Origin of the sequence: Inquilinus limosus (genome assembly GCF_002195995.1) — a bacterium.
Lineage (GTDB): Bacteria > Pseudomonadota > Alphaproteobacteria > DSM-16000 > Inquilinaceae > Inquilinus > Inquilinus limosus_C.
This window is the reverse complement of record NZ_NHON01000054.1, coordinates 1-23,565: the sequence shown is the minus strand read 5'-3', so window position 1 is coordinate 23,565 and position 23,565 is coordinate 1. Positions and strand designations below refer to the sequence as shown.

The window sequence follows — 23,565 nt, the reverse complement described above, 5'->3', positions numbered from 1 at the left end:
GCAGCGCCGTGGCCATCCAGGGGCCGGTGCGAGCCGCCCTGGATGGCCACGCCCCTTCGGGGCTCGCCATGACGGCTTTGGGTTTTGGGCCGGCAGTATCACTGGGACGATCCTGGTGCTGTTGCCGTTCAGAGGAGGTGCGCGCCCCCGACGAGGCGCGCACCTGTCGCAGTCGGACGGTTACTTCGCGCCGCTCGGCTGCAGCGACGTGATCACCAGCAGGCCGGTATGGGCCCAGAAGGCGCCGTTGGTGCCGCCGGCGATGTTCGTCGCGCTGGGCCAGCCCTTCCAGTAGTGGTTGTTGTAGGGGATCCGGTGCAGCCACTGGATCACCGGCACGTCGATCGTGTCGCGCCAGTAGATGCCCAGCGCCTTGGCCGCCCCCTCCTGGAACTTCGGATCGCTGGAATCGAGCGGCGAGATCTCGTCCAGGATCTTGTCCAGTTCCGGGTTCTTGTAGCGCGAGAAACGGTTGTTGCCGGCCGCCGAGCCGATCGTGCTGCTGTACTTGCCGTGGAACAGGTTCAGCGCCTCGAACGGGTCGTACAGGCTGGCGCCGTGGCCGAAGAGGTAAAGGCCGGGCTTGCCGTCGACCATGTTCTGGAAGGCGTCGGTGCCGAAATTGACATTGGAGTCGAAGCCGGCCTGGCGCAGCATCTCCGCCAGCACCGGGGCGATGTCGCCATGGATGGTCTCGAAGGCCTGGATGGTGGCGTCGAAGGTTTTGCCGTCCTTCTCCCACAGCCCGTCGCCGTTCTTGCTGAAGCCGGCCTCGGTCATCAGCTTCGCGCTCTCGTCCACGTCGAACTTGCCGGGCTGGTACTTCTCCTCCTCCGCCTTCACGGCCGGGGAGTCCGCGAATTTCTGCAGGTTCGGATACAGCGGGAACGGGTAGATCGTGGCGATCTTGGCGCCGTCATACAGCACCTCGTTGATGCGGTCGCGGTCGATCGCCAGGCTGATCGCCTTGCGCACCCGCGCGTCGCCGTAGGGCGCCAGCTGGGTGTTCATCCACAGCGAGTTCGGCCACCAGTCGAGATAGCCGTAGGGCGATTCCGTGCCGGTCCAGGACTGGATGTCCTTGTTCTGCTCGACGATGTTGCCGATCACCTGGGCGCGCATGTCGACCGAGCTGTCGAACTCGTTGTTCACCAGGCGCTGCGCCACCGTGTCGATCGGCTGGTTCAGCACGTTGACGATGACGACGCGCTTGACCGCCGGCTGGGCCATCCGCCCCGCCTTCACCGCCCACCAGTCGGGCCGCAGGTCCATGATCTTCTGGTTGGCGTTCCAGGCGACCACGTTGTAGGGCCCGGAATGCGGGATGGCGTCGAGGCCCACGGCCGCGGTCGGGTTCGGCTGGGCCGCTTCCCACTCCGCCGGCACGATCGGCAGGCCGGTGTCGAACTTCTCGGTCAGCACCTCGAACTTGAAGCGCGGCGCCGGCTGCTTGAACTTGACCTCGACGGTCAGGTCGTCCTTGGCGCTGACGCTGTCGACGAACTGCTCGAAATGCGCGTGGTAGGGCAGCGTCTCATACTTCATCTGCCCTTCGAAGGTGTAGACCACGTCCTTGGACGTGACCGGCTTGCCGTCGCTCCACTTCGCGTCCTTGTTGAGCTTGATCTCGAGCGTCTTGAAGTCCGGCGAGGTGTATTCCATGCTGTCGGCCAGCCACGGCACGAATTCGCCCTTGAAGATGGCGAAGTACATCAGCGGCTCGAACAGCAGGTTGTTGCCTTCCTGATGGGTGTAGCCCGGGAGCACCCACGGATTGGTGGTGCCGACCGAGGTGCCGCCGGCGACGCCCCAGCCCAGGATCAGCGTCTGGTTGCGGGGCACGTCCGGCAGCGGGTTCTTGGGCGTGATCTCCTGCGCCGCCGGCAGGCCGGCGGCCTGCCCGAAGGCCGCGGCCGGCGCGATCAGCGCCGCCGCGGCCAGCACCAGGCCGGCAAGGCGTCTCAGATGGACCATGGACCAGATCTCCTCCCTGTGATTGTCGACTGATGCGGATCTTTCCCCGCATTTCACCGGCGCCATTCGCCGCGCCCAGCTTCACAAAGCCAAAAGATCTCACTTCTCGACCGACAGTCATCGATCGATCACGGATACGTCTCCATTCCGGAAACACCATTTTCGGTAACTTCCTGCTTTCCTCCTCCAGAAGCGATATTGCCCATCGTCAAGCAATTCGCATCTTGTATATTTAGTTCACACCCTAGGTCAGTTTCCCGACCCGCTCAACCGCCAAAGATCGTCTGGCGGTCCGAATCTTTCGACCACGCCCCTTCGGCCCCGCAGCGTCACGAGAGGACAAAGACCGATGCCCGACCCCGCCATGCGCGTCGCCGTGGGCCAGTTCCATGAGCTGACGGACGAGAAGCTGCGTTTCGCCGCCCAGATCGGCGTCACCGGCATCCAGATGAACAATCCGAAGCTGCCTGGAGACACGCATTGGGAGGAGGCGGATATCCGCCGGCTGGTCGAACGGGTCGAGGCCGCCGGCCTGGTCTTCGAGGCGATCGAGAACGTGCCGACCCATTTCTACGACAAGGCGATGCTGGGCCTGCCCGGGCGCGACGAGCAGATCGAGAATTACTGCCGGACGCTGCGCGCCGTCGGCCGCGCCGGCGTGCCGATTCTCGGCCTGCATTTCATGCCGAACTCGGTCTGGCGCACCGACCGGCGGGCGCCCGGCCGCGGCGGCGCCGGCAACACCCGGTTCGAGATGGCGAAGGTCGAGGGCACGACCAAGGCGGAGTGGCGGCGCTTCATGCCGACCACGCTGGGCCGGGCGGACTCGATGCCGGTCTTCGACGAGCAGGACGGCGTCGTCACCGCCGAGGCGATGTGGGCGAACTACACCTATTTCATGGATGCGGTGCTGCCGGTGGCCGAGGAAGCGGGGGTGAGGATCGCACTGCACCCCGACGACCCGCCGGTGCCGATGCTGGGCGGCGTCGCCCGCATCTTCAAGGCGCCCGAGGACTTCAAGCGGGCCTATGAGCGCTATGCCGGCAACCCGGCCTGGGGCCTCGACCTCTGCCTCGGTTGCTGCTCGGAGATGCCCGGCGGCGCCGCGAACGTGACCGAGATGATCACCTTCTTCGGGCCGAAGGGACGCATCTTCTACGTCCATTTCCGCGACGTGCAGGGCACCGTGCCGGACTTCATCGAATGCTTCATCGGCGAAGGGAACTTCGACCCGGCCGAGGCCATGGCGCTGCTGCGCCGCAGCGGCTTCACCGGCTTCCTGCTGGACGACCACGTGCCGCACATGGACGACGACACCGACTGGAACCATCGGGGTCGCGCGCATGCGATCGGCTACATGCAGGGGCTGCTCCGCATGGCCGAACAGGCCGCCTGACGTCCCGGCGAGGGTCACGGCAACTCCTCCGAAGCTGGTCCTGTCCCGGCGGCTAGCCCGCCTTGTCGTTCCGGTTGTTGCGGCGCGCCGCGCGCATCTGCTCGATGATGTGGCGCCCCGATCCTTCGACATGGCGGGCGATCACCGCCGCCGCCGCATCCGCGTCCTGGGCCTTGATCGCGTCCAGGACGTCCTGATGGTCCCGCATCACGGTCGCCTGGCGGCCGAGCGAGATCGGCAGCCGCCGGCTGATCGCGCGCAGGATCTCGCGGTGCTTCCACCACAGGTCCAGCGCATGCCGGTTGTAGTGGCGCTCATACATCGTGTGGTGGAACTGCGTGTCCAGCAGCCCGTGGCGCACCGGGTCCGAATAGTTCAGCCGCAGCATCTCGGCGTGCAGCGCCTCCAGTACCGCGATGTCGGCCTCGGTGGCGATGCCGACGAACCAGCGCGTCAGCGCCGGCTCGATCAGCACCTCGATCTCGTAGACGTCGCGGATGAACTCCTCGTCGATCGGCCGCACCCGCGCGCCGCGGTTGGGCGCCATCACCACAAAGCCCTCGCCGCGCAGCTGCTGCAGCGCCTCGCGCACCGGGTTGGTCGAGGTGCCGTGCCGTTCGGCGAGGTCGGCGACGATCAGCCGGGCATTGGCCGGGATGCGGCCGGAGATGATGTCCTCGCGGATCGCCTCATAGACCGAGGCCTCGCGGTCCGGCGGCTGGAACGCCGGCAGCAGGTCCAGGCCGCGGGCGAGGTCCATCGGCGGCTCCCCATCGCCGCCGTCCTGCGCCAACCGCTGCCCAGCCTGGGGACTCGACACGCAATCCTCCGGATTTCGTGTACGATCTTTGTCGGAGTTGATACGAAAAGTCGAGCCTGAAACATGATCGGGCGGGACAGGGCACCATGTCGCCCGGCGCACAGGAGATGTCGCTTTCGCGAGTCCGGCGCGGCCGGGACAATGCTTCACTCCGGTCGTTCAAGGTGCCGCCGGCCCGCAAGGTCCGGTGGAGAATTGGGAAGCCGGTGTGATGCCGGCGCTGCCCCCGCAACGGTAGCGGAGCTTATCGTCCCGACGACAGCCACTGGGCGCGACGCCCGGGAAGGTGTCGGGACGGTCCGACAGGACGGCTCCGGAGCCCGGAAACCAGCCTTGAGCCTGACGTAACCGACTGATCGCGGTGGGCGGTCAAGAGGCGGAGCGCTCCGGGCCTGTGCCTGCATGGCCGATGCCGCGGAGACTCCATCCTCAAGCCTCCCCGCCGTTCAGTCCTTGGGATGCTGAGGACGCAAGATGGACGCCCGCGACAGGATGCTGAGGCTCATCAGGGGCCGCCGCGACGGCTTCACCCTGGACCAGCCCTTCTACACGGATCCGGAGTTCTTCAAGCTCGACCTCGAGCTGGTCTGGTACCGCGACTGGCTGTTCGTCGGGCATGATTGCGAGATCGCCAGGCCGGGCAGCTACTTCACGGTGCAGATCGGCCGCTACCCGGTGGTGGTGGTGCGCGACCGCGACGGCGGCATCCGCGCCTTCCACAACAGCTGCCGGCACCGCGGCAGCCGGGTCTGCGCCGCCCATCGCGGCACCGCCGCCCGGCTGGTCTGCCCCTATCACCAATGGACCTACGACCTGGACGGCAGCCTGCTGTTCGCGCGCCAGATGGCCGACGGCTTCGACAAGTCGCAATACGGGCTGAAGCCGGTCGCCTGCGAGAGCGTCGGCGGCTACATCTTCGTCTGCCTCGCCGACCAGCCGGCCGATTTCGCGCCGTTCCGGGCGCTGATGGAGCCCTATTTCGCGCCGCATCGCCTCACCGAGGCGAAGATCGCCTTCGAGAGCACCATCGTCGAGAAGGGCAACTGGAAGCTGGTGTGGGAGAACAACCGCGAGTGCTACCACTGCGCGGGCAACCACCCTGAGCTGTGCAAGACCTTCCCCGAAGCGCCGAACGTCACCGGCGTCAACGGCGCCGACAGCGACCCGGAGATGGTGGCGCACTGGACGCGCTGCGAGGCCGCCGGCCTGCCCTCGCGCTTCCGCATCGACGCGGCCGGCCAGTACCGCGCCACCCGGGCGCCGCTGCTGCGCGACGCCGTCAGCTACACCCTGAGCGGCAGGCCGGCGGTGAAGCGCCGCCTGTCCGACGCGGTCACGGCCGATCGCATCGGCGCGCTGATGCTGTACCACTACCCGACCACCTGGAACCACATCCTGGGCGACCACGCCGTCACCTTCCGGGTACTGCCGATCAGCGCCACCGAGACCCAGGTCACGACCAAATGGCTGGTGCACAAGGACGCGGTCGAGGGCGTCGACTACGACCTGGCCGAGCTGACCCATGTCTGGACCGAGACCAACGACCAGGACCGCCGGATCGTCGAGGAGAACGCCTTCGGCATCGATTCGCCGGCCTATGAGCCCGGCCCCTATTCCGAACTGCATGAAGGCGGGGTGAGCCAGTTCGTCGACTGGTACGCGCGCTTCATCGAGCCGCGCCTGGCCGAGGGCGGCACGCCCCGGCTGCGGGTGGCATCGTGACCGGGCGCCGGCCGTGAACGCCATCGCCGAGCGCGCGCTGTATCGCCATCTCGACGAGATGGCGCCGTGGAACGACCGGCTGCAGGTGCTGGAATGCATCGGCGTGGCCGACGAGGCGCCGGAGGTGAAGACCTTCACCTTCCGCTCCGACAACCAGACCTGGTTCCGCTACCGCCCGGGCCAGTTCGTGACGCTGGAGATCCCGGCCGGCGACGAGCCGGTGCTGCGCACCTACACCCTGTCCTCCAGCCCGTCGCGGCCGTTCTCGATCGCGGTCACGGTCAAGGCGCAGCCGGGCAGCATCGGCACGCGCTGGATGTTCGAGAACATCCGGCCCGGCAGCCACATCCGCGCCTATGGGCCGGCCGGCGACTTCTCGCACCACAACCACCCGGCCGGAAAGTACCTGTTCGTCTCCGCCGGCTCCGGCATCACGCCGGTGATGTCGATGCTGCGCTGGCTGAACGACTGCGCCCCGGCCACCGATGTCGGCTTCGTCCACTGCGCCCGCCGGCCCGAGGACATCATCTTCCGCAAGGAGCTGGAACTGCTGGGCAGCCGCATGCCCGGCCTGTCGCTGGGCTTCCTGATCGAGGAGCGGTCGTCGCGCGAGAGCTGGTTCGGCCATATGGGCCGGATCGATGCCGTGCGCCTGCCGCTGCTGGTCTCCGACTTCCGCGACCGGGAGGTGTTCTGCTGCGGGCCGGAGCCGTTCATGCGCGCGGTGCGCGAGATGCTGGCCGCCGCCGGTTTCGACATGGCGCATTACCACCAGGAGAGCTTTTCCGCCCCGGTGGCGGAGGCGCCTGTCGCGCCGGTCGAACAGTCGGAAGCGGGAGCATCACCGCAGCCGGCCGAGACGCCGCTGCCCGTCCGCTTCGCCCTGTCGGAAGTCGATGGCGACTGCCTGCCGGGCCAGACCGTGCTGCAGACGGCGCGGGCCTCCGGCGTGCGCATCCCGGCGGCCTGCGAGTTCGGCCTGTGCGGCACCTGCAAGGTCCGGAAGCTCTCCGGCACGGTCGAGATGAACCACAATGGCGGCATCCTCGACCATGAGATCGAGGACGGCTTCATCCTGGCCTGCTGCTCCAGGCCACTCTCCCCGGTCGAGATCGAGGTCTGACGATGAGCGGCAGCAGCATCGCCCCCGTCCTTCGCCCCGCCCCCGCCGTCGCCGAGCCGGTCCCGCCGCTGCCGCCGCCGGAACAGGTGTTCCTGGACTGGCTGATGTGGCTGCCGGCCGGCGCCGACATCGAGGCCGCCGCCCGGCGCGAGATCGCCCGGCTGGACCGGCGGATGCCGCTGGCCGGGGGCGCGCGGCGCCTGCGGGCCCTGTTCCAGACCCTGGTCGCCGCCGCCCCTTAGCCGGAGCCTGAGGATTGCGGTGGGAGGGGGCACGCGCACCCTCGCCGTCCCTCCCCCGCATCTGCGGGTTGACGGCAGCCGTGCCGCCTCCGCACCTTACGGCGCGATTTGACCGCGGGCGGTGGAGCGAGCGAGAGGCGGATGCGGACAATCCTGGTCATCGGCATCGGTGCCGGCAATCCGGACTACATGACGGTGCAGGCGATCAAGGCCCTGAACCGGGCCGATGTGTTCTTCATCCCCGACAAGGGGACGGAGAAGGCCGCCCTGCGCGAGCTGCGCGAGGAGATCTGCGGCCGCTTCATCGAAAAGCCGGGCTACCGCACCGTCGGCTTCAGGGTGCCGGACCGCGACGGCGGCGGCCCGAACTATCGCGGCGGCGTCGAGGAATGGCGTGGCAAGCTGGCCGATGCCTATGAGGCCCTGTTCCGCGAGCATCTCTCCGAGGACGGCTGCGGGGCCTTCCTGGTCTGGGGCGACCCGGCCCTCTACGACAGCACCCTGCGGATCCTGGAGACGATCCGGGAGCGTGGCTTCGCCTTCGACACCGAGGTGATCCCCGGCATCAGTGCCGTGCAGGCCCTGGCGGCGCAGCATCGCATCCCCCTGAACCGCATCGGCGAGCCGATCCTGGTCACCACCGGCCGGCGGATCGCCGGCGGGCTGCCGGAAGGGCTGGACAACGTCGTCGTCATGCTCGACGGCGAAACCGCCTTCCGCAAGCTGGAGGGCGCCGATATCGACGTCTACTGGGGCGCCTATCTCGGCACGCCGGAGGAGATCCTGGTGTCGGGCCGGCTGCCGGAGGTGACGGACGAGATCGACCGTGTCCGGCGCGCGGCGCGGGAGCAGCACGGCTGGATCATGGACACCTATCTGCTGCGCCGGACCCGCGAGGACTGAGCGCGGATCCGGGACGGCGGACAGCCGCCCTCTCAGGCCTCGCCGCTCACGTACCGGGCCAGGGTTGCCCTGGTGCCGATGTCCCAGAGCGACCCGAGGCTGTCGGCGAAGGCCTTGGCGAAGCGCTCGGACGTCGCGAGGTCGCCATAGATGTCGGCCATCGAGATCCAGGCCAGCGGGTCGTCCTTCGCGGCCCCGGCCCGCGCCTGCAGGGCATCCCAGGCGGTGTCGTTCGGCGGCACCTGCCGGCCGGAATCGGTGGTGCCGAAGCAGTGGCGGCACCACAGGGCCGAGACCAGGGCCAGCCCGGCGATGCTGCCGCCCGCCCGCAGCCGGTCGGCGATGACCGGAATGATGAATTTCGGCTGCCGATCCGAGCCGTCGCGCGCCAGCCGCGGGATCGTGTCGGCAACCTTCGGGTTCAGGAACCGCCGCTGGACCAGGCTGAAATAGGCATCGAGGTCGGTGTCCGGCACCGGCGGGACGGAGGGGATGATCTCCTCGCGCTCGAGCCGGGCCAGGAAGGGGCCGATCTCCGGATCCTCCATCGCCTCGTGCACGAAGGGGATGTCGAGCAGTTCTCCCGGATAGGCGATCGCCGCGTGGCCGCCATTCAGGATCCGGATCTTCATCAGCTCATAGGGGGCGACATCCGGCACGAAGGTCACGCCGACCTTCTCCAGCGCCGGCCGCCCCGCCGTGAAATGATCCTCCAGCACCCACTGCCTGAACTCCTCGCAATAGACCGGGCTGGCATCGGCGATGCCGAAGGTCGCGCGGCAGTGCTCGATCTCGCGCGGCCCGGTCGCCGGGGTGATGCGGTCGACCATGGAGTTCGGGAAGGCGACATCGGCCGCGACCCAGTCCGCCAGCTCCGGATCGGACAGGCGGGCCAGGCCGGCCACCGCCGCCTGCGTCACATGGCCGTTGCCGGGGATGTTGTCGCAGGACAGCACGGTGAACGGCACCAGGCCGGCGGCGCGGCGGCGCTTCAGCCCGGCGACGATGAAGCCGAACACCGTCCTCGGATCGTCCGGGCTGCAGCCGTCGGCGACGATCGCCGGATGCTCCGGGTCGAAGGCGCCGGAGGCCGGGTGCAGGAAGTAGCCGCCCTCGGTGATCGTCAGCGAGACGACGCGGATCGCCGGGTCGGCCAGCGTCGCGACGATCGAGGCGCGGTCCTGCGGGTCGAGGAAGCCGATCATCGCGCCGGTGACCCGCGCCGCCGACCGGCCGATGTCCTGCTCCACCACCGTGGTCAGCCAGTCCTGCCCCTTCAGCCTGTCGCGCATGGCGCCGTCATAGGCGGTGACGCCGGCGCCGATCAGGCCCCAGTCGCGGTCGCCCCCGAGGTTGAGGAGCGCGTCGAGATAGACCGCCTGATGGGCCCGGTGGAAGTTGCCGATCCCGAAATGCACGATCCCCGCCGACAGATCCTCCCGGCAGTAGGACGGCACGGCCACCCGGGCGGAGAGCGCATCGAGATTGGCCAGCGTCAGTGACATGGTCATCGCATCGTTCCTTGTGCTCACCCGGCCCCGGGCATCCGGATCCGCCCGAGAGCGGCCGCGCGGATGATCGCCGGACCTTGGTGGTGAGCCGCCGACCGTCCCGGACGCCGATCAGTATCAGCCCAACGGAGAGGACGGCAATCACCTGCGCACCGACATGGGCTCAAGGCTGGCCGACGCCGCCATCCCCGCGGATTCCCGGGGGTTCCCGACGGTGATTGACGTCTCGAAGAACCCGAAGCGCTACGTGGCGACGGCGGCATGAGGCATCGCGCGGGTCGCACGCGATGCCTCATGCCCCTGCGACCCGGCCTCCTTACTGGCAGGCCTCGCAGGTCGGGTCGTCGATCGGGCAGACCATCGGCGCGCCGTCGGTCAGCGTCAGCTCGTCCGCTGCCAGGGTCGAAGCGGTCGGGGCCGCCACCACGATCGGCGCGGCCGCAGCTGGCGCTGCGGCGACCGGCGCGGGAGCGGAGACGGCGTTGAGCTTGCCGTCGGTGCCCTTCAGCGTCGACTTCTCGACATGGGTCGCGCTCATCGCCCGCAGATAGTAGGTGGTCTTCAGCCCGCGCTTCCAGGCCAGCCGGTAGAGGGTGTCGAGCTTCCGGCCGTTCGGGTTGGCGATATACAGGTTCAGCGACTGCGCCTGGTCGATCCACTTCTGCCGCCGGGCCGCCGCCTCGACCAGCCAGGAGGCATCGATCTCGAAGGCGGTGGCGTACAGCGCCTTGAGGTCGTCCGGCACCCGGTCGATGGCGCCGAGGCTGCCGTCGAAATACTTGAGGTCCGAAATCATCACCTCGTCCCACAGGCCCAGCGCCTTGAGGTCGCGGACCAGGCCGGGATTCACCACCGTGAAGTCGCCCGACATGTTGGCCTTGACGTAGAGGTTGCGGAACGCCGGCTCGATCGACTGGGCGACGCCGCAGATGTTGGAGATCGTCGCCGTCGGCGCGATCGCCATGGTGTTGGAGTTGCGCATGCCCACGCTGCGCACCCGCTCGCGCAGGTCGCTCCAGTCGAGGGTCGAGGAGCGGTCGAGGTCAAGCACGCCGTCCCGCGCGTCGGCCAGCAGCTCGACGGAGTCGATCGGCAGGATGCCGCGGCTCCACAGCGAGCCGTCGAAGGACGGGTAGCGCCCGCGCTCCGCCGCCAGGTCGACCGAGGCGGAGATGGCGTGGAAGCTGATCACCTCCATGCTCTCATCGGCGAAGCGCACCGCGGCCTCGGACGCGATGGGCAGGCGCAGCGCCTGCAGCGCGTCCTGGAAGCCCATGATGCCGAGCCCGACCGGGCGGTGCCGCAGGTTGGAGCGGCGCGCTTCGGGGATGGTGTAGAAGTTGATGTCGATGACGTTGTCCAGCATCCGCATCGCGGTGCGGATGGTGCGCTCCAGCCGCGCCCGGTCGAGGCCGCGCTCGCCGATATGGTTGGCGAGGTTGATCGAGCCGAGATTGCAGACCGCGACCTCGTCATCCGAGGTGTTCAGCGTGATCTCGGTGCACAGGTTCGAGGAGTGCACGACGCCGACATGGCCCTGCGGCGAGCGGATGTTGCAGGGGTCCTTGAAGGTCACCCAGGGATGGCCGGTCTCGAACAGCATGGTCAGCATGCGGCGCCACAAATCGAGGGCGCGGACCTGCTTGTGGACGCGGATCTCGCCGCGCGCGGCCTTGGCCTCATAGGCCTCGTAGGCGGTCTTGAAGGCCGGGCCGTACAGATCGTGCAGGTCGGGCGCCTCGTCCGGCGAGAACAGGGTCCAGGGGCCGTCGGCCTCGACCCGCTGCAGGAACAGGTCCGGCACCCAGTTGGCGGTGTTCATGTCATGGGTGCGGCGCCGGTCGTCGCCGGTGTTCTTGCGCAGGTCGAGGAATTCCTCGATGTCGACGTGCCAGGTCTCGAGATAGGCGCAGACGGCGCCCTTGCGCTTGCCGCCCTGGTTCACCGCGATCGCCGTGTCGTTCGCGACCTTCAGGAACGGCACGACGCCCTGCGACTGGCCGTTGGTGCCGCGGATATGGGCGCCCAGACCGCGCACCCGGGTCCAGGAATTGCCCAGGCCGCCGGCGTATTTCGACAGCAGGGCGTTGTCCTTGACCGCCTTGAAGATGCCGTCCAGGTCGTCCGCCACCGAGGTCAGGAAGCAGGAGGACAGCTGCGGCCGCGGCGTGCCGGCGTTGAACAGCGTCGGCGTCGAGCACATGAAGTCGAAGGAGGAGATCAGGTCGTAGAACTCGATCGCCCGCGCCTCGCGGTCGATCTCCCGCGCGGCCAGCCCCATGGCGACGCGCATGAAGAAGGCCTGCGGCAGCTCGAAGCGGATGCCCCCGGTCTGCAGGAAATAGCGGTCGTACAGCGTCTGCAGCCCGAGGAACTGGAACTGCAGGTCGCGCTCCGGCTTCAGCGCGGCGGACAGCTTCGACAGGTCATAGCGCGCCAGCTCCGGGTCCAGCAGGTCGACCGCGATGCCCTTCTTCACATAGGCCGGGAAGTATTCGGCATAGCCCTCGGCCATCTCGGCATGGGTGGCGCGGGTCGGCCGGCCATGGACGAAGGACAGCGCCTCGTGCCGCAGCAGGTCCAGCAGCAGCCGGGCGCTGACCTGGCTGTAGTTCGGCTCGGTCTCGATCAGGGTGCGGGCGGCCATGATCGGCGCCAGCGCCAGCTCGTCCTCGCTGATCCCGTCATAGAGGTTGCGGCGGGTCTCGGCCAGGACCGGGGCGGCATCGACATCGGCCAGGCCGGCGCAGGCCTCCTCGACCAGCCGGGCCAGCCGCGCCTGGTCCAGCGGCGCGCGGCTGCCGTCGGCCGCGGTGACGTGCAGCGCCGGCGCCACCGGCGACGCCTCGACCTTGGCCGCGGCGGCGGCGCGCTCGCGCGACCGCTCGTCGCGATACAGCACATAGGCGCGGGCGACCTTGTGGTGCTCGCCGCGCATCAGGGCCAGCTCGACCTGGTCCTGCACCTCCTCGATGTGGAAGGTGCGGCCATGGTCGGCCCGGCGGGTCAGGGCGGCGACGATCTGGGCGGTCAGCCCCTCGACGATGTCATGGACGCGGCGCGACGCGGCGGCACCCGAGCCCTCGACCGCCAGGAAGGCCTTGGTCAGCGCCACCGAGATCTTGCTCTCGTCGAAGGCGGTGACGGCACCGTTGCGGCGGATCACCTGATAGGCCGGCTCGGCGCCCCGTTGAGTCGAGGGCGCGCGCGGCGCGGCGGGGACGGCAGGCGCACCGGCGAGGGCGCGGTCGGATTCCTGGATGGCTGACATCGGCAAACCCCATGATCGTGTTGGGGCTTGGGCCGATGGACGCGGAGTCGACAACGCACCGGCAAGCCGGCGCATCTCGCTCATCGCACCATCGGGACACCCCGCCCGAGGACGCAATTTATCGATCACGGACCGGTCTCCTGGCTCGCGGTCGGCGGCCCCTCCGTCTTGCCTTCCCGGCGGGTCGCCCCAACCAGTGACTCGAACGACGGAAGGTCCTTCCGCTTACAGTTGCGGGGGCAGCCCCGGCTTTGCCGTCATGCGGCGCACCGGATTCCCTTGGCGCCCGTGATGTCTAGATATTGACGTCTTTATGACGGTTCACGTCAATACCTAGTTGGTGCCGTCGCCAACTTCGCAATCCAAGTTCGTTTTCGACTCCCCGGCTGCAATCCCGGAATCGGAGGGTGGAATGGGATCGGCCCGGCCTCGGCTATGCTCCCCGGCACGATGACCGAAGCCCTCTACCCTCCCCCGCCCTGGCGGCTGCGCGGCACGGTGCAGGCGGCGCTGTGGCGGGTGCCGCGCGCGGCCCTGCCGGGGCCGTTGCCGGATGGAGCCAAGCCGCTGGGCTGGGGACGGTCGGCGCTGCTGGCGACAGTGCGGGCCGATTGGCAGCCGGGCGGCGACCTGGCCTATGGCGAGCTGGTGGTGGCGGTGCCGGTGCGGCTGGGATGGCAGATCGGGATCACGACCACCGCCGCCTGGGTCGACAGCCCCGCCGCCCTGGCCGGCGGCCGGACGCTGTGGGCGATCCCGAAGCGGCTGGGCCGGTTCGAGACGGCGGATGGGCGGACGACATTGACGGATGCGGATGGCCCGGTGGCGGCCGTCACGGATCGTCCCGGACGCCCATGGCCCTTGCGCCTGCCGGTGCCGCTGCGGGTGCTGCAGCCGGATGCCGGCGGCGTCCGGATCACCCGCGCCGCCGCCACCGGCCGCTTCCGCCTCGGCGGGCCGGGCTGGGATTTCTCGCCAACCGGACCATTGGCGCTGCTGGCCGGGAAGCGCCCGCTCCTGGCCCTCACGCTGGCTGACGCCGAGGCGCGGTTCGGGCTGTGAACGGGCGCGGCGCCGGGGCGCCGTCGGCGCAGTCCGGCTGCGGCGGCTCGACCCAGAAGGGCAGGTCCGCCAGCTCGCGCGGGGTCATGGCCAGCAGCGCCTCGGCGCCGTCGGGCCGGCGCCGGCCATGCCGACGCCGCAGGAAGGAGAACATCGTGGCCTCCTCGGCAGATCTTCTCCAAGAGATAGATCCGCGGCACGGCGGCCACGATGGACAGTGTCTCTCCATGCCTATAGAAAATCTCCATAGGCGTGGGATCGGTCAGCGCCCGGCCAGCTGGTCGTCGAGCTTGTCGAAGGTGCCGCCCCAGCCTTCGGTCATCGACTCCGTCATGCCGGCGAAGGCCTGCCGTTCCTCCGCGCTGGCGTCGAGCGGCGTCCACACCAGATGCAGCCGGGTGGCCGCCCCCTCCTCCGCGAGGGTCAGGGTCGACAGGATCCTGAGCGGCCATGGCCCGCCGAACGGCGACGGGGCGACATTGGCATGCTCATCCGCGAAGGAATGCTCCCAGACCAGGCGTGAGGGTTCGACCACCTCGCGATAGACGAACTTCACCCACATCGGGCTGCCGCCGGGCGAGTCCATCCGCCCGTGCATGGTCCCGCCGGGGCGCAGGTCGAAGGTCTTGATGGTGCTGGTGACGCCCTTCGGGCCGAACCATCGCGCCAGGATCTCGGGCCTGGTCCACGCCTCCCAGACCTGCGGGCGCGGCGCCTTGAACAGGCGGGTGATGGCGAACTCGGTCCCGGCGGCGGTCGCGGCTCTCATGATCAATCGTCCTTCTGCGGTTTGGTGCTGGCCTCGAGCAGTTCCTCGAGGCGGTCGAAGCTGTCGTTCCACAGGGTCCGGAAGTGGTCGAACCACTCGACCGTCTCCTTCAGCGCCTGATGGTTGAGGCGCCGCGGCCGCGACTGGGCGGCCTGGCCGCGCTCGATCAGCCCCGCCCCTTCCAGCACCTTGAGATGCTTGGAGATGGCGGGCTGGCTGATCCGGAACGGGGCCTGCAGCTCCGACACCGTGGCCTCGCCCTGGGTGAGGCGGAGCAGGATGGCCCGCCGGGTGGGATCGGCGAGCGCGGCGAATCTGAGGGTGAGCGAGTCTTCCAGAATCATATAGTTATATAACCACTTGGATATTTATGAGTCAACACCCCCTCCATCGCCCTATCGCGGCGACGCTGGACAGTCCGCCCCGGCCCGATCAAGAAGGGGCATGGCCTCGCCCTTCCCGATTCCGCTGAATGCGCTGCGTGCCATCGCGGTGGTGGCGCGCGGCGGGTCGCTGTCGGCCGCGGCGAAGGAGCTGGGGGTGACACCCGGCGCGGTCAGCCAGCACATCCGCCGGGCGGAGGCGCGGCTGGGCGTTCTGCTGTTCGAGCGCACCACCGCCGGGCTGGTGCCAACACCGGACCTGCAGCGGATCCAGCCGATGCTCGACGCCGGCTTCCGCATGCTGGCCGACGCCATCGTCGCCCTGGCGGCGGAGCGGGCCGGCATCCTGACCGTCACCGCCGGATCGGCCTTCGCCGCGCGCTGGCTGGTGCCGCGGCTGGCGCGCTTCACCGGCGCGCATCCGGAGATCGAGCTGCGCTTCGTCGCCACCGCCGCGACCATCGACCTGGCCGCCAGCGACGTCGACTGCGCCATCCGCATGGGCCGCGGCGGATGGACCGGGGTGCTGGCCGAGAAGCTGGTGCCGCAGACCGTGTTCCCGGTGTGCTCCCCCGCTTTGGCGCAGCGGCTGAAGCGACCGGCCGACCTGGGATCGGTGCCGGTGATCCGGGACGAAGGCTCGCTGATCTCCTGGGCCGAATGGTTCGCCGCCGCCGGCATCGCGTCGCCGCCGCGCCTGTCCGGCCCCTCCTACACCGACCCGATCCCGGCGCTGGAGGCGGCCCTGGCCGGCCAGGGCGTGTTCATGGCCTGGCAGCTGGTCGCCGCCGACGCGCTGGCCGACGGCCGGCTGGTACGCCCCTTCCCCGTCGCCGCACCGACCGAGATCGCCTACTGGTTCGTCACCACCGAGGCCAAGGCGCGGCAGCGCAAGGTGCAGCTGTTCCGCGCCTGGCTGGAGGCCGAGCTCACCTCCAAGCGGGCGCGCCCTGTGTCCGGCGTGTGGGGGTAAGCCTCACCTGGCGAGCCTATACAGAAATCGTCATTGCGAGCGCAGCGAAGCAATCCAGGGCCTTTTGGCGTGTCCCCTGGATTGCTTCGTCGGCTTCGCCTCCTCGCAATGACGGTTCTCGAGAGAGGCCGATCGCCTGCTCATCCGTCTCAGCGTGCCGGTCAGCGGATCCGGTCGGCCGGCAGCGCCGGGCCCCAGCGATGCACTCCGACCAGCCGGAACCGCACCGCATCCGCCAGGCCGAGATGGGCCAGGATCAGGGCGACGATCGACAGCCACATCTCCGTGCCCTGCAGCCCCGGCTCCTCGCCGCGGCTGAAGGCGAAGCCCAGGCCGGGGCGATAGTGCCGGAGCGCGGCGCCGAGCAGAGCGCGCAGCGCCTCCGCGATCTCGGCCGCGCGGTAGCCGGTCTGGCGGGCGCAGAGCATCAGCGGATGCACCACGTCGAGCACGTTGCAGGCGTTGAAGCCGGTCTGCGCGAACCCGCCGTAACGGCGGAGATGGGCCAGGACGGAATCGATCGTCCGCTCCGCATAGGGCAGCGGCAGGCCGAACTGGGCATAGGTGCCGCGGGTCAGCCGGTAGAAGCCGTTCACCGGCTGCAGCCAGTCGTCACCCACCGGGCCGCTCCACAGCCCGGTCGTGGCGGCGGCCCGCAGGGTCAGCCAGCCCATCAGCGTGGCAAGCGGGCCCGGATCGCCGAAATCGCGGGCGTTGAGATAGCAGGCCGTGCCCAGCGCATCGACCCAGGCGCCGGAGGACCAGCCGCGCTGGGCCCAGGGCAGCCCGTCCAGCGCCCGCTGCAACGTCGCGGCGTCGAGCCCTGAGGCCCAGGCGACGGGGTGCCGGAAGCCCGCGCCGAGGCATTCCAGCGCGTAGCCGACGCAGAGGATGTTGTAGAGGTTGTCGCCGCCGGGATCGGCCGGCGGGTCGCGCCGCACCGCATCCGGCGTGTCCGGGTTGAAGCACAGCCCGGTCGCCGGATCCTGCAGCGCCTGCAGCCGGGCCGTCCATTCCTCCCGCCTGCAAGGCGGCGGCACGGCGCCGAACATCGCGGCGATCTGGATCGCGTCGCAATCGGCGCGGAACGGCGCGTTGCCGGCATTGCGCGGGTCCCGGTACCAGGACTCCTGGCCTGGCGGCGCCGCGCTGGCGGCCAGGATCGCCGGCCACTCCTCGCCGATCCGCGTGTCGAAGGCCTTCACCTCGGCCAGCAGAGCATCGGCCGGCGGCGCGCCCCGCGGCCGGCGACGGTCGCGGATCACCCGGGCCGGATTGCCGCCGACCAGCGCGTAGTCCGGCACGTCGCGGGTCACCACCGCCCCGGCGGCGACGATGCAGTGGCTGCCGATCCGCACCCCGTCGGTGACCACGGCGTTGGCGCCGATCCAGACATCGTCGCCGATCTCGATGCCCTTGGTCGACACGCCCTGCTGCGCGATCGGCGTCTCCGGATCGTCCGAGACATGGTCGAAGCCGGCGATCATCGCGCCGGCGGCGATGCGGACCCAGGAGCCCATCCGCACCTGGCCGATCACCGAGGCGTGCAGGTTGAAGGAGCAGTTGTGGCCGGCGACCAGCTGCCCGTGCAGGCGCACCCCGGCGGCGACGACGCAGCGGTCGCCCAGCGTCAGGCTGTCCGGGAAGATATAGGCCTGGGGCGACAGGTAGCACGCCGCGCCGAGCTGCAACGGCAGGCGCTGCGCCAGCGTGGCGACGAAGGCCGCCTGCGCCTGACGCTGCGCGTCCGTGGCGTGGCCCTCGAAGCGCCAGGGGTGGGAGTCGAACTCCTCGACTGGGTGGGGCATGGCATCCAGGACCGACATCAGAGGATGGCGCCGGCATCGGCCATCAGCTGGGCCGCGCCGTCGGTGATCGAGGCGGTGCCGAAGGCGACCGTGTCCGCCACCCGCTTCAGCACCCGGCCGAACTGCTGCGACCCCTTGGGCGGCGGCGCCGGATAGGGGCCGACCTTGTCGGCGATGAAGTTGACGTAGTCGACCGTGGCGCGCTCCACCGGCGTGAGCGTCGGCAGGATCAGCTCGCGCGTCGCCGGGCTCATCGGCACGCCGCGCTCCACCCCCAGCACCTTGGCGGCCTCGGGGTCGTTGAGGAAGAAGCCGATGAAGGCGGCCGCGGCCTCGGGGGCCTTCGACCGAGCGTAGATCGACCAACTCGAGGCCGGGCGGTAGAACTGCCCCGGCTTCGCCCCGGCGCCGCCATTCGGAAACATCGTCAGGGCCAGCGGCGCGGTGGTGGCGGACTGCATGCCGACGATCTGGTTGGAGAAGGCCAGGCTGGTCGCCGCCTTGCCCTGGATCAGCGGCATCTGGGTGATGGTCGAATCCGGGCTGAGCGCGGCGATGTCCGCCGGCACGCAGCCGCCGCTCTTGCGCATCCTGTCCCAGTAGCTGAACCACTCCGCCGCATGGTCCTGGCCGAAGCCCAGCGCCCGGTCGGCCGTGAACAGGTCGGCGCCGCGCTGCCGCAGCCAGACCTGGAACGCGTAGCCGTAGCCGCTGGCGTCGCAGGAGCCCCAATACTGGTCGCGGCCCGCCGCCTTGGTCAGCTCGATCATCCGCGCGGCATAATCGTCCCAGCTGGTCTTGTCGTCCGGCGGGGCGATGCCGGCCGCCTTGAACACGGCGGTGTCGTACATCAGCGCGAAGGAGTTGAGGCCGTGCGGGATGGCCCAGACCTTGCCGTCGAGCGCGCAGAGATCGAGCAGGTCGCGGGGGACGCCGGCGGTGTCGATCGGCTTCGGCATCAACTCGTTGAGCGGCAGGGTGGCGCCGCGCTGGACGAAATCGGCGAAGCTGCCGGGTTCGAGCTGGAAGATGTCCGGGGCGCTGCGCCCCACCAGCTGGGTCGCCAGCTTGGGGAAGTACTCGGCGTTGCTGACCTCGCCCACCAGCTCGGCACCCTGCGCCTTCGCCTGGTACAGCTTCAGCACCTCGGTCGTGCGACGGGTGCGGTCGTCATTGCCCCACCAGACGATTCGCAGCCGTTCCGCTTCAGCCTGCGCCGCCGCCGGAACCATCGCCGCCCCGGCCAGCCCCAAAGCCCCTGCCAGCACGGATCTGCGCCCGATCGCAGCCGTCATCGCCGCCCCTCCCTGGTTCGTTGCCGATGATGCGGACGGTGGCCCGCCCGATGAAGTAACCGTTTGGTTACAAGTGAACCGGGGATCGCCCGCCCTGTCAATTCGCAATGCACCTTGGTCGAAGCGCCGCATCGCCCCCCTTGGCCTGGGCCGCCGTTCCGGGCATCGTCGCGGCATGATCCGTTATTCCGAGACCGCGCCGTGAGCCGCAGCCGCAGCCTGCCGCCAGTGCCCGAGGACGGGCGGCCGCGCATGGCCGACATCGCCCGCATCGCCGGCGTGTCGGTGGCGACGGTCAGCCGCGCCCTGGCAGGGTCGCCGCGCGTGACCGGCGAGACGCGGGAGCGGATCGAGGCGGCGGTGCGCGACACCGGCTATGTCGTCAACCGCATGGCCCGCAGCCTGCGCCTGCAGCAGGCGCGGCAGGTGTTCGTGATGGTGCCGAACATCGGCAACCCGTTCCACGCCTCGGTGCTGCTGGGCGCCGAGGAGGCGGCGGTCGCGGCCGGCTTCCATGTGCTGATCGGCAACACCGCCGGCGACCCGGCGCGGGCGGAGGAGCATGCCCGCCAGCTGCTGACCGGCGCGGTCGACGGCATGCTGCTGCTGGGCGGCCGGATGCCGGAGCCGCTGAAGGCCCCGGCGCTGCAGGAGCGGCTGGTCGCGGTGATCGAGCCCGTCGCCGCCCCCGGCGTGCCGGTGGTCGAGATCGACAACCAGGCCGGGGCGCGGGAGGCGACGCGCCACCTGATCGGGCTGGGCCATCGCCGCATCGGCCATATCGGCGGCAGCCCCGGCACCACGGCGACGCCGAAGCGCTTCGCCGGCTATGCCGAGGCGCTGGAGGAGGCGGGGATCGAGCCGCAACCCGAGCTGGTGCGCTACGGCGTGTTCTCGATCGCCACCGGTGCGGAGCAGATGGCCGAGCTGCTGGAATTGCCCGAGCCGCCGACCGCCATGTTCTGCGGCAGCGACGAGATCGCCATGGGCGCCATCCGCACCATCAAGCAGGCCCGCCTGAGGGTGCCGGAGGACATCTCGGTGGTCGGCTTCGACAACATCTACTTCGCCGCCGTCACCGACCCGCCGCTGACCACCATCGACCAGCCCGCGCGGCAGCTGGGCTTCGAGGCGATGCGCCTGCTGGCCGACCGGCTGGCCGGTGCCGCCGCACCGAAGCGCGGCGTGACCGTGCCCTACCGCCTGGTGGTCCGCGCCAGCACCGCACCGCCGCGGCGCTGAAGGGACTCTTTTCCGCCGGTCGACGTTTCGCCACAGTCCCGAACCAGAGTGGCGCCGCATCAGCGAGGGGGAGATCACGGTGCCAGGGGACCTTCCGCAGGCGGCGGCCGTGCGGCTTTCACAAGCGATCGACGCCCTGGAGACGCAGCGGCGCCGGGCGGCCGAGGCCACGGTGGTGATCTGCGGCCAGATCGTCGTGCTGGCATTGGTCTGGGGCGTGGCCCCGATCGCGCGGGGGCATTGGTCGCCAGGCGGCATCTTCACCGCGGCGGCCGCCATGCTCGGCGCCAGGTTTCTGCTCGGCCTCAGCGAGAATCTGTGGCGCAGCACGGCGAACCGGATCGTGGTGCCCATCCTCGCCGAGACGCTCGGCGGCATGACGGCCAGACTCCGCAGCCGCGGGCCCGCCCTCGATTTGCTGCCGGCGATCGGCGCGCTGCTCGACCCCGATGTGCTGTTCGACCTCGACCCTGCCTTCGAGCTGGGGCTGCTGCCCCGGAGAAGCGCGAACTGGGCGGATTGGCGGCTGGACGGCGAGCATCGGTCCCTGGCCTTCACCATGGCCGCGGTCGTCCAGCGGTGGAACACAGCGGGCAACAAGCCGGCGTCTCGCCGCTCCGACCATGTCCTGCTCTCAATCGTCGTGCCGGTCCCATTCCAGGGCCGTATCCTGATCGCCCGCGATGGCGGGGTGTTCGAGACGATCGCAGATCACCTGACGCCGCTGCTGGACACGGTGCTCTCGCGGCCGGACTCGCCGCAGCGCCTGCAGGCCCCCTATGAGGCGTTCGAGCACCGATTCACGGTCCGGGCCGACGATCCGGATGAGGCGCAGCGCCTGGTCACCGCCGCCGTCGCCGAGGGGCTGGTGGCGATTGACGAGGCGCATCCGGACCGATCGGTCCGCGCCGCCTTCCATCGCGGCCGGCTGTGGCTGGCGCTGGACCTGGCAGGGCCGATGCTGCAGCAGGCCCGCCTGTTCGACCCGGCGTCGGCAATGCTGGCGCAGCTGCGGGCGGTCCTTGATGAGCTGAGCCTGCCGCACCGGCTGATCGACCATCTGCACGGCCGCCCGCCGGCCTGAGACGGAGTCGCCCGGCCTGCTGTCCGCGCTGCGCGGGCTGAGAGGGCCGGCGAGCGATCCGGCGATGGTGTTGCCCGATTGCCACTCGCCCTCACAGGGCCGAGAAAGCCGCCGCCGGCCTGGCTTTCCGCCCCTTTCCCCACCCGCCTGCCCATTATGACGGACCGGCGACAGTTCAAGATGCGACATCGCCGCTGCGCGCCATTTTGGCATACATTCAAGAACGTATGCATCGATATTGTCCGATTCCGGGACGCGATTCGAGACCGGAATCCTAAGCGAGAAACTCGTGGAGTCAGGAATGACCAGACGCATCGTCTTCGCCGCGGGGGCGGCCGCACTGCTCGCCGCAACGCCGGCCATGGCCCAGCAGGTGAGCGGCCTGTACGTCGGCGCCGGGGCGGGCGCCAACTTCCTCCAGGACAACGGCCTGAACAAGGACAGCTATGATGTCGGGCCGGCCGGCAACCTCTATGTCGGCTACGGCTTCGGCAACGGCTTCCGCACCGACCTCGAGGCCAGCATCCGGGAGAACAGCCACGACGGCAACAACCACCAGACCACCTATGGCCTGATGGCGAACGGCTACTACGACTTCGACTTCGGGTCGCCCTTCGTGCCCTATATCGGCGCCGGCGTCGGCCTGGCGCTGGTGGACGCCGACTTCGGCTCGAGCGGCGGCAGCCCGTACTTCGAGTCCACGAAGGCGAAGTTCGCCTATCAGGGCATCGCCGGCGTGGCCTACAACTTCGCGCCGAACATGGCCGCGACCCTGGAATACCGCTACCTCGGCACCCAGGGGCCGGTGTTCAAGGACAACGGCGTCCGGATCAAGGGCGACGACAACAACAACCACACCATCCTGGTCGGCCTGCGCTACACCTTCGGCGATGTCGAGGAGGCGCCGCCGCCGGAGCAGGTGCAGCAGGTCACCCAGTCCCGCAGCTACCTGGTGTTCTTCGACTTCGACAGCTCGAAGCTGACGCCCGAGGCCAAGCAGATCGTGGGCTCGGCCGCCAGCGACGCGCTGCAGGGCAAGAGCACCCGGATCGACGTCACCGGCCACACCGACCGGTCGGGCTCGGACAAGTACAACCAGGCGCTGTCGGTGCGCCGCGCCGAGGCGGTCCGCCGCGAGCTGGTGGCCGACGGCGTGGCCGACAGCGAGATCGTGACCCGCGGCGTCGGCGAGGCCGATCCGCTGGTCCCGACCGCCGACGGCGTGCGCGAGCCGCAGAACCGGCGGGTCGAGATCGTCGTCAACTGAGATCCCGCAAGGATCTCGGAGTATCGGAAGGGGGCTTCGGCCCCCTTCTTCTTTGGATGCTACCGGTCGGACCAGACCGCCAGCTCAGTGCCGTCCGGATCCTGGAAGTGGAACCGGCGGCCGCCGGGGAAGCTGAAGATCGGCTTGACGATGCGGCCGCCCGCCTGCTCCACCCGCCCCTGCGTCGCGGCCAGGTCATCGGCATAGAGGATCACCAGCGGGCCGCCGGAGCCGGCCGGGCTGCCCTGGGCGAAGCCGCCCTTCAGCCGGCCATCGTCGAACTCGCAATAGGCCGGTCCGTAATCGGTGAAGCGCCAGCCGAAGGCTTGGCCGTAGAAGTCGCGCGAGCGCGCGATGTCGGCGACGGTGAGCTCGATGTAATCGATGCGGCGGTCATTGCCGGGGCTGGCCATGGGGTGTCCTTCTCTCTGATCCGGTCCCGAGCCTGCCACCGCGCGCCCGCCCCGTCTTGAACGGAACGGCCAGTCAGGCGGCCATGCGGTCCGGCAGCCGGCCGGCCGCGAGCTGGCCGACGACCGCGCCCGGGGTCAGGCCGGAGAGGCGCCGGACCTCGACGACCGCGCCCGGGGTCAGGCCGGAGAGGCGCCGGACCGCATGGCCGCCTGACTGGCCGTTCCGTTCAAGACGGGGCGGGCGCGCGGTGGCAGGCTCGGGACCGGATCAGAGAGAAGGACACCCCATGGCCAGCCCCGGCAATGA

20 protein-coding genes and 2 riboswitches are annotated in these 23,565 nt (G+C 69.7%); of the genes, 10 read left to right on the top strand and 10 right to left on the bottom strand.

The features are described 5' to 3' along the window. Nucleotides 1–180: 180 nt before the first annotated feature. Nucleotides 181–1,974 (bottom strand): ABC transporter substrate-binding protein, encoded by a 1,794-nt coding sequence (locus BWR60_RS23910; RefSeq protein ID WP_088153648.1) that lies wholly within the window; start codon nucleotides 1,972–1,974, stop codon nucleotides 181–183. Between the two features lie 349 nt (nucleotides 1,975–2,323). Between BWR60_RS23910 and BWR60_RS23905 the strand changes: the two genes are divergently transcribed. Beyond that, nucleotides 2,324–3,370 (top strand): mannonate dehydratase, encoded by a 1,047-nt coding sequence (locus BWR60_RS23905; RefSeq protein ID WP_218823648.1) that lies wholly within the window; start codon nucleotides 2,324–2,326, stop codon nucleotides 3,368–3,370. Nucleotides 3,371–3,422: 52 nt separating this feature from the next. On the opposite strand, the gene BWR60_RS23900 is transcribed toward BWR60_RS23905, so the two are convergent. Beyond that, a complete protein-coding gene (locus BWR60_RS23900) occupies nucleotides 3,423–4,130 on the bottom strand; it encodes a GntR family transcriptional regulator (RefSeq protein WP_088153714.1) in 708 nt (235 codons plus the stop codon). A 205-nt stretch (nucleotides 4,131–4,335) separates the two neighbouring features. Beyond that, nucleotides 4,336–4,540: riboswitch (cobalamin riboswitch) on the top strand. A gap of 142 nt (nucleotides 4,541–4,682) precedes the next feature. On the opposite strand from BWR60_RS23900, the gene BWR60_RS23895 reads away from it, so the two are divergent. The 4 genes from BWR60_RS23895 (at nucleotide 4,683) to cobF (ending at nucleotide 8,180) form a co-directional block, all read left to right on the top strand. Further along, nucleotides 4,683–5,912, top strand: a complete 1,230-nt coding sequence (locus BWR60_RS23895; RefSeq protein WP_230983164.1) for an aromatic ring-hydroxylating oxygenase subunit alpha — start codon at nucleotides 4,683–4,685, stop codon at nucleotides 5,910–5,912. 13 nt (nucleotides 5,913–5,925) lie between these two features. Further along, nucleotides 5,926–7,035, top strand: coding sequence for a hybrid-cluster NAD(P)-dependent oxidoreductase (locus BWR60_RS23890; protein WP_230983163.1), 1,110 nt, complete (start codon nucleotides 5,926–5,928; stop codon nucleotides 7,033–7,035). 2 nt (nucleotides 7,036–7,037) lie between these two features. Further along, complete coding sequence (locus BWR60_RS23885; RefSeq protein ID WP_088153644.1) at nucleotides 7,038–7,277, top strand: hypothetical protein; 240 nt, start codon at nucleotides 7,038–7,040, stop codon at nucleotides 7,275–7,277. A gap of 141 nt (nucleotides 7,278–7,418) precedes the next feature. Then, nucleotides 7,419–8,180, top strand: coding sequence for a precorrin-6A synthase (deacetylating) (gene cobF / locus BWR60_RS23880; RefSeq protein ID WP_088153642.1), 762 nt, complete (start codon nucleotides 7,419–7,421; stop codon nucleotides 8,178–8,180). Between the two features lie 32 nt (nucleotides 8,181–8,212). Here cobF and BWR60_RS23875 read toward each other — a convergent pair whose 3' ends face one another. Then, entirely contained in the window at nucleotides 8,213–9,691 is a 1,479-nt protein-coding gene (locus tag BWR60_RS23875) for a mannitol dehydrogenase family protein (RefSeq protein ID WP_088153640.1), read from the bottom strand. 316 nt (nucleotides 9,692–10,007) lie between these two features. Next, complete coding sequence (locus BWR60_RS23870) at nucleotides 10,008–12,962, bottom strand: ribonucleoside-diphosphate reductase subunit alpha (protein WP_088153638.1); 2,955 nt, start codon at nucleotides 12,960–12,962, stop codon at nucleotides 10,008–10,010. 113 nt (nucleotides 12,963–13,075) lie between these two features. Then, nucleotides 13,076–13,267, bottom strand: a riboswitch (cobalamin riboswitch). Between the two features lie 145 nt (nucleotides 13,268–13,412). Between BWR60_RS23870 and BWR60_RS23865 the strand changes: the two genes are divergently transcribed. After that, nucleotides 13,413–14,024: an acetoacetate decarboxylase family protein gene (locus tag BWR60_RS23865; RefSeq protein WP_179221924.1), complete on the top strand. Its 612-nt coding sequence runs from the start codon at nucleotides 13,413–13,415 to the stop codon at nucleotides 14,022–14,024. Here BWR60_RS23865 and BWR60_RS23860 read toward each other — a convergent pair. From BWR60_RS23860 to BWR60_RS23850, 3 genes are all read right to left on the bottom strand, one after another. Next, nucleotides 13,987–14,178 (bottom strand): hypothetical protein, encoded by a 192-nt coding sequence (locus tag BWR60_RS23860; protein ID WP_088153634.1) that lies wholly within the window; start codon nucleotides 14,176–14,178, stop codon nucleotides 13,987–13,989. The two genes, BWR60_RS23865 and BWR60_RS23860, sit on opposite strands and share 38 nt — an antisense overlap. Nucleotides 14,179–14,286: 108 nt before the next feature. Further along, nucleotides 14,287–14,793: an SRPBCC family protein gene (locus BWR60_RS23855; RefSeq protein ID WP_088153632.1), complete on the bottom strand. Its 507-nt coding sequence runs from the start codon at nucleotides 14,791–14,793 to the stop codon at nucleotides 14,287–14,289. Between the two features lie 2 nt (nucleotides 14,794–14,795). Beyond that, complete coding sequence (locus BWR60_RS23850; protein ID WP_088153630.1) at nucleotides 14,796–15,137, bottom strand: ArsR/SmtB family transcription factor; 342 nt, start codon at nucleotides 15,135–15,137, stop codon at nucleotides 14,796–14,798. A gap of 100 nt (nucleotides 15,138–15,237) precedes the next feature. Between BWR60_RS23850 and BWR60_RS23845 the strand changes: the two genes are divergently transcribed. Continuing rightward, a complete protein-coding gene (locus BWR60_RS23845) occupies nucleotides 15,238–16,149 on the top strand; it encodes a LysR substrate-binding domain-containing protein (RefSeq protein WP_088153628.1) in 912 nt (303 codons plus the stop codon). A 161-nt stretch (nucleotides 16,150–16,310) separates the two neighbouring features. Here the strand turns inward: BWR60_RS23845 and BWR60_RS39040 are convergent, their stop codons facing one another. Both BWR60_RS39040 and BWR60_RS23835 read right to left on the bottom strand, forming a co-directional pair. Beyond that, nucleotides 16,311–17,957: an acyltransferase gene (locus tag BWR60_RS39040; RefSeq protein ID WP_429913040.1), complete on the bottom strand. Its 1,647-nt coding sequence runs from the start codon at nucleotides 17,955–17,957 to the stop codon at nucleotides 16,311–16,313. 17 nt (nucleotides 17,958–17,974) lie between these two features. Then, the gene (locus tag BWR60_RS23835; protein ID WP_088153624.1) at nucleotides 17,975–19,252 is read right to left on the bottom strand and encodes an ABC transporter substrate-binding protein; all 1,278 of its coding nucleotides are present in this window, start codon (nucleotides 19,250–19,252) and stop codon (nucleotides 17,975–17,977) included. A 201-nt stretch (nucleotides 19,253–19,453) separates the two neighbouring features. Between BWR60_RS23835 and BWR60_RS23830 the strand changes: the two genes are divergently transcribed. The 3 genes from BWR60_RS23830 (at nucleotide 19,454) to BWR60_RS23820 (ending at nucleotide 22,845) form a co-directional block, all read left to right on the top strand. Next, on the top strand, nucleotides 19,454–20,494 hold the full coding sequence (locus BWR60_RS23830) for a LacI family DNA-binding transcriptional regulator (protein WP_144445728.1): 1,041 nt from the start codon (nucleotides 19,454–19,456) through the stop codon (nucleotides 20,492–20,494). 79 nt (nucleotides 20,495–20,573) lie between these two features. Then, complete coding sequence (locus BWR60_RS23825; RefSeq protein WP_088153620.1) at nucleotides 20,574–21,578, top strand: DUF3137 domain-containing protein; 1,005 nt, start codon at nucleotides 20,574–20,576, stop codon at nucleotides 21,576–21,578. A gap of 301 nt (nucleotides 21,579–21,879) precedes the next feature. After that, nucleotides 21,880–22,845: an OmpA family protein gene (locus tag BWR60_RS23820; RefSeq protein WP_088153618.1), complete on the top strand. Its 966-nt coding sequence runs from the start codon at nucleotides 21,880–21,882 to the stop codon at nucleotides 22,843–22,845. A 59-nt stretch (nucleotides 22,846–22,904) separates the two neighbouring features. On the opposite strand, the gene BWR60_RS23815 is transcribed toward BWR60_RS23820, so the two are convergent. Continuing rightward, nucleotides 22,905–23,258 (bottom strand): VOC family protein, encoded by a 354-nt coding sequence (locus BWR60_RS23815; RefSeq protein WP_088153616.1) that lies wholly within the window; start codon nucleotides 23,256–23,258, stop codon nucleotides 22,905–22,907. Between the last annotated feature and the right edge of the window lie 307 nt (nucleotides 23,259–23,565).

Bases quoted from the DNA above. Each gene is read 5' to 3' on its own strand.
- BWR60_RS23910 (WP_088153648.1), bottom strand. From the start codon at position 1,974: ATGGTCCATCTGAGACGCCTTGCCGGCCTGGTGCTGGCCGCGGCGGCG.
- BWR60_RS23905 (WP_218823648.1), top strand. From the start codon at position 2,324: ATGCCCGACCCCGCCATGCGCGTCGCCGTGGGCCAGTTCCATGAGCTG.
- BWR60_RS23900 (WP_088153714.1), bottom strand. From the start codon at position 4,130: ATGGACCTCGCCCGCGGCCTGGACCTGCTGCCGGCGTTCCAGCCGCCG.
- BWR60_RS23895 (WP_230983164.1), top strand. From the start codon at position 4,683: ATGCTGAGGCTCATCAGGGGCCGCCGCGACGGCTTCACCCTGGACCAG.
- BWR60_RS23885 (WP_088153644.1), top strand. From the start codon at position 7,038: ATGAGCGGCAGCAGCATCGCCCCCGTCCTTCGCCCCGCCCCCGCCGTC.
- cobF (WP_088153642.1), top strand. From the start codon at position 7,419: ATGCGGACAATCCTGGTCATCGGCATCGGTGCCGGCAATCCGGACTAC.
- BWR60_RS23875 (WP_088153640.1), bottom strand. From the start codon at position 9,691: ATGACCATGTCACTGACGCTGGCCAATCTCGATGCGCTCTCCGCCCGG.
- BWR60_RS23870 (WP_088153638.1), bottom strand. From the start codon at position 12,962: ATGTCAGCCATCCAGGAATCCGACCGCGCCCTCGCCGGTGCGCCTGCC.
- BWR60_RS23865 (WP_179221924.1), top strand. From the start codon at position 13,413: ATGACCGAAGCCCTCTACCCTCCCCCGCCCTGGCGGCTGCGCGGCACG.
- BWR60_RS23860 (WP_088153634.1), bottom strand. From the start codon at position 14,178: ATGTTCTCCTTCCTGCGGCGTCGGCATGGCCGGCGCCGGCCCGACGGC.
- BWR60_RS23855 (WP_088153632.1), bottom strand. From the start codon at position 14,793: ATGAGAGCCGCGACCGCCGCCGGGACCGAGTTCGCCATCACCCGCCTG.
- BWR60_RS23850 (WP_088153630.1), bottom strand. From the start codon at position 15,137: ATGATTCTGGAAGACTCGCTCACCCTCAGATTCGCCGCGCTCGCCGAT.
- BWR60_RS23845 (WP_088153628.1), top strand. From the start codon at position 15,238: ATGGCCTCGCCCTTCCCGATTCCGCTGAATGCGCTGCGTGCCATCGCG.
- BWR60_RS39040 (WP_429913040.1), bottom strand. From the start codon at position 17,957: ATGCCCCACCCAGTCGAGGAGTTCGACTCCCACCCCTGGCGCTTCGAG.
- BWR60_RS23835 (WP_088153624.1), bottom strand. From the start codon at position 19,252: ATGACGGCTGCGATCGGGCGCAGATCCGTGCTGGCAGGGGCTTTGGGG.
- BWR60_RS23820 (WP_088153618.1), top strand. From the start codon at position 21,880: ATGACCAGACGCATCGTCTTCGCCGCGGGGGCGGCCGCACTGCTCGCC.
- BWR60_RS23815 (WP_088153616.1), bottom strand. From the start codon at position 23,258: ATGGCCAGCCCCGGCAATGACCGCCGCATCGATTACATCGAGCTCACC.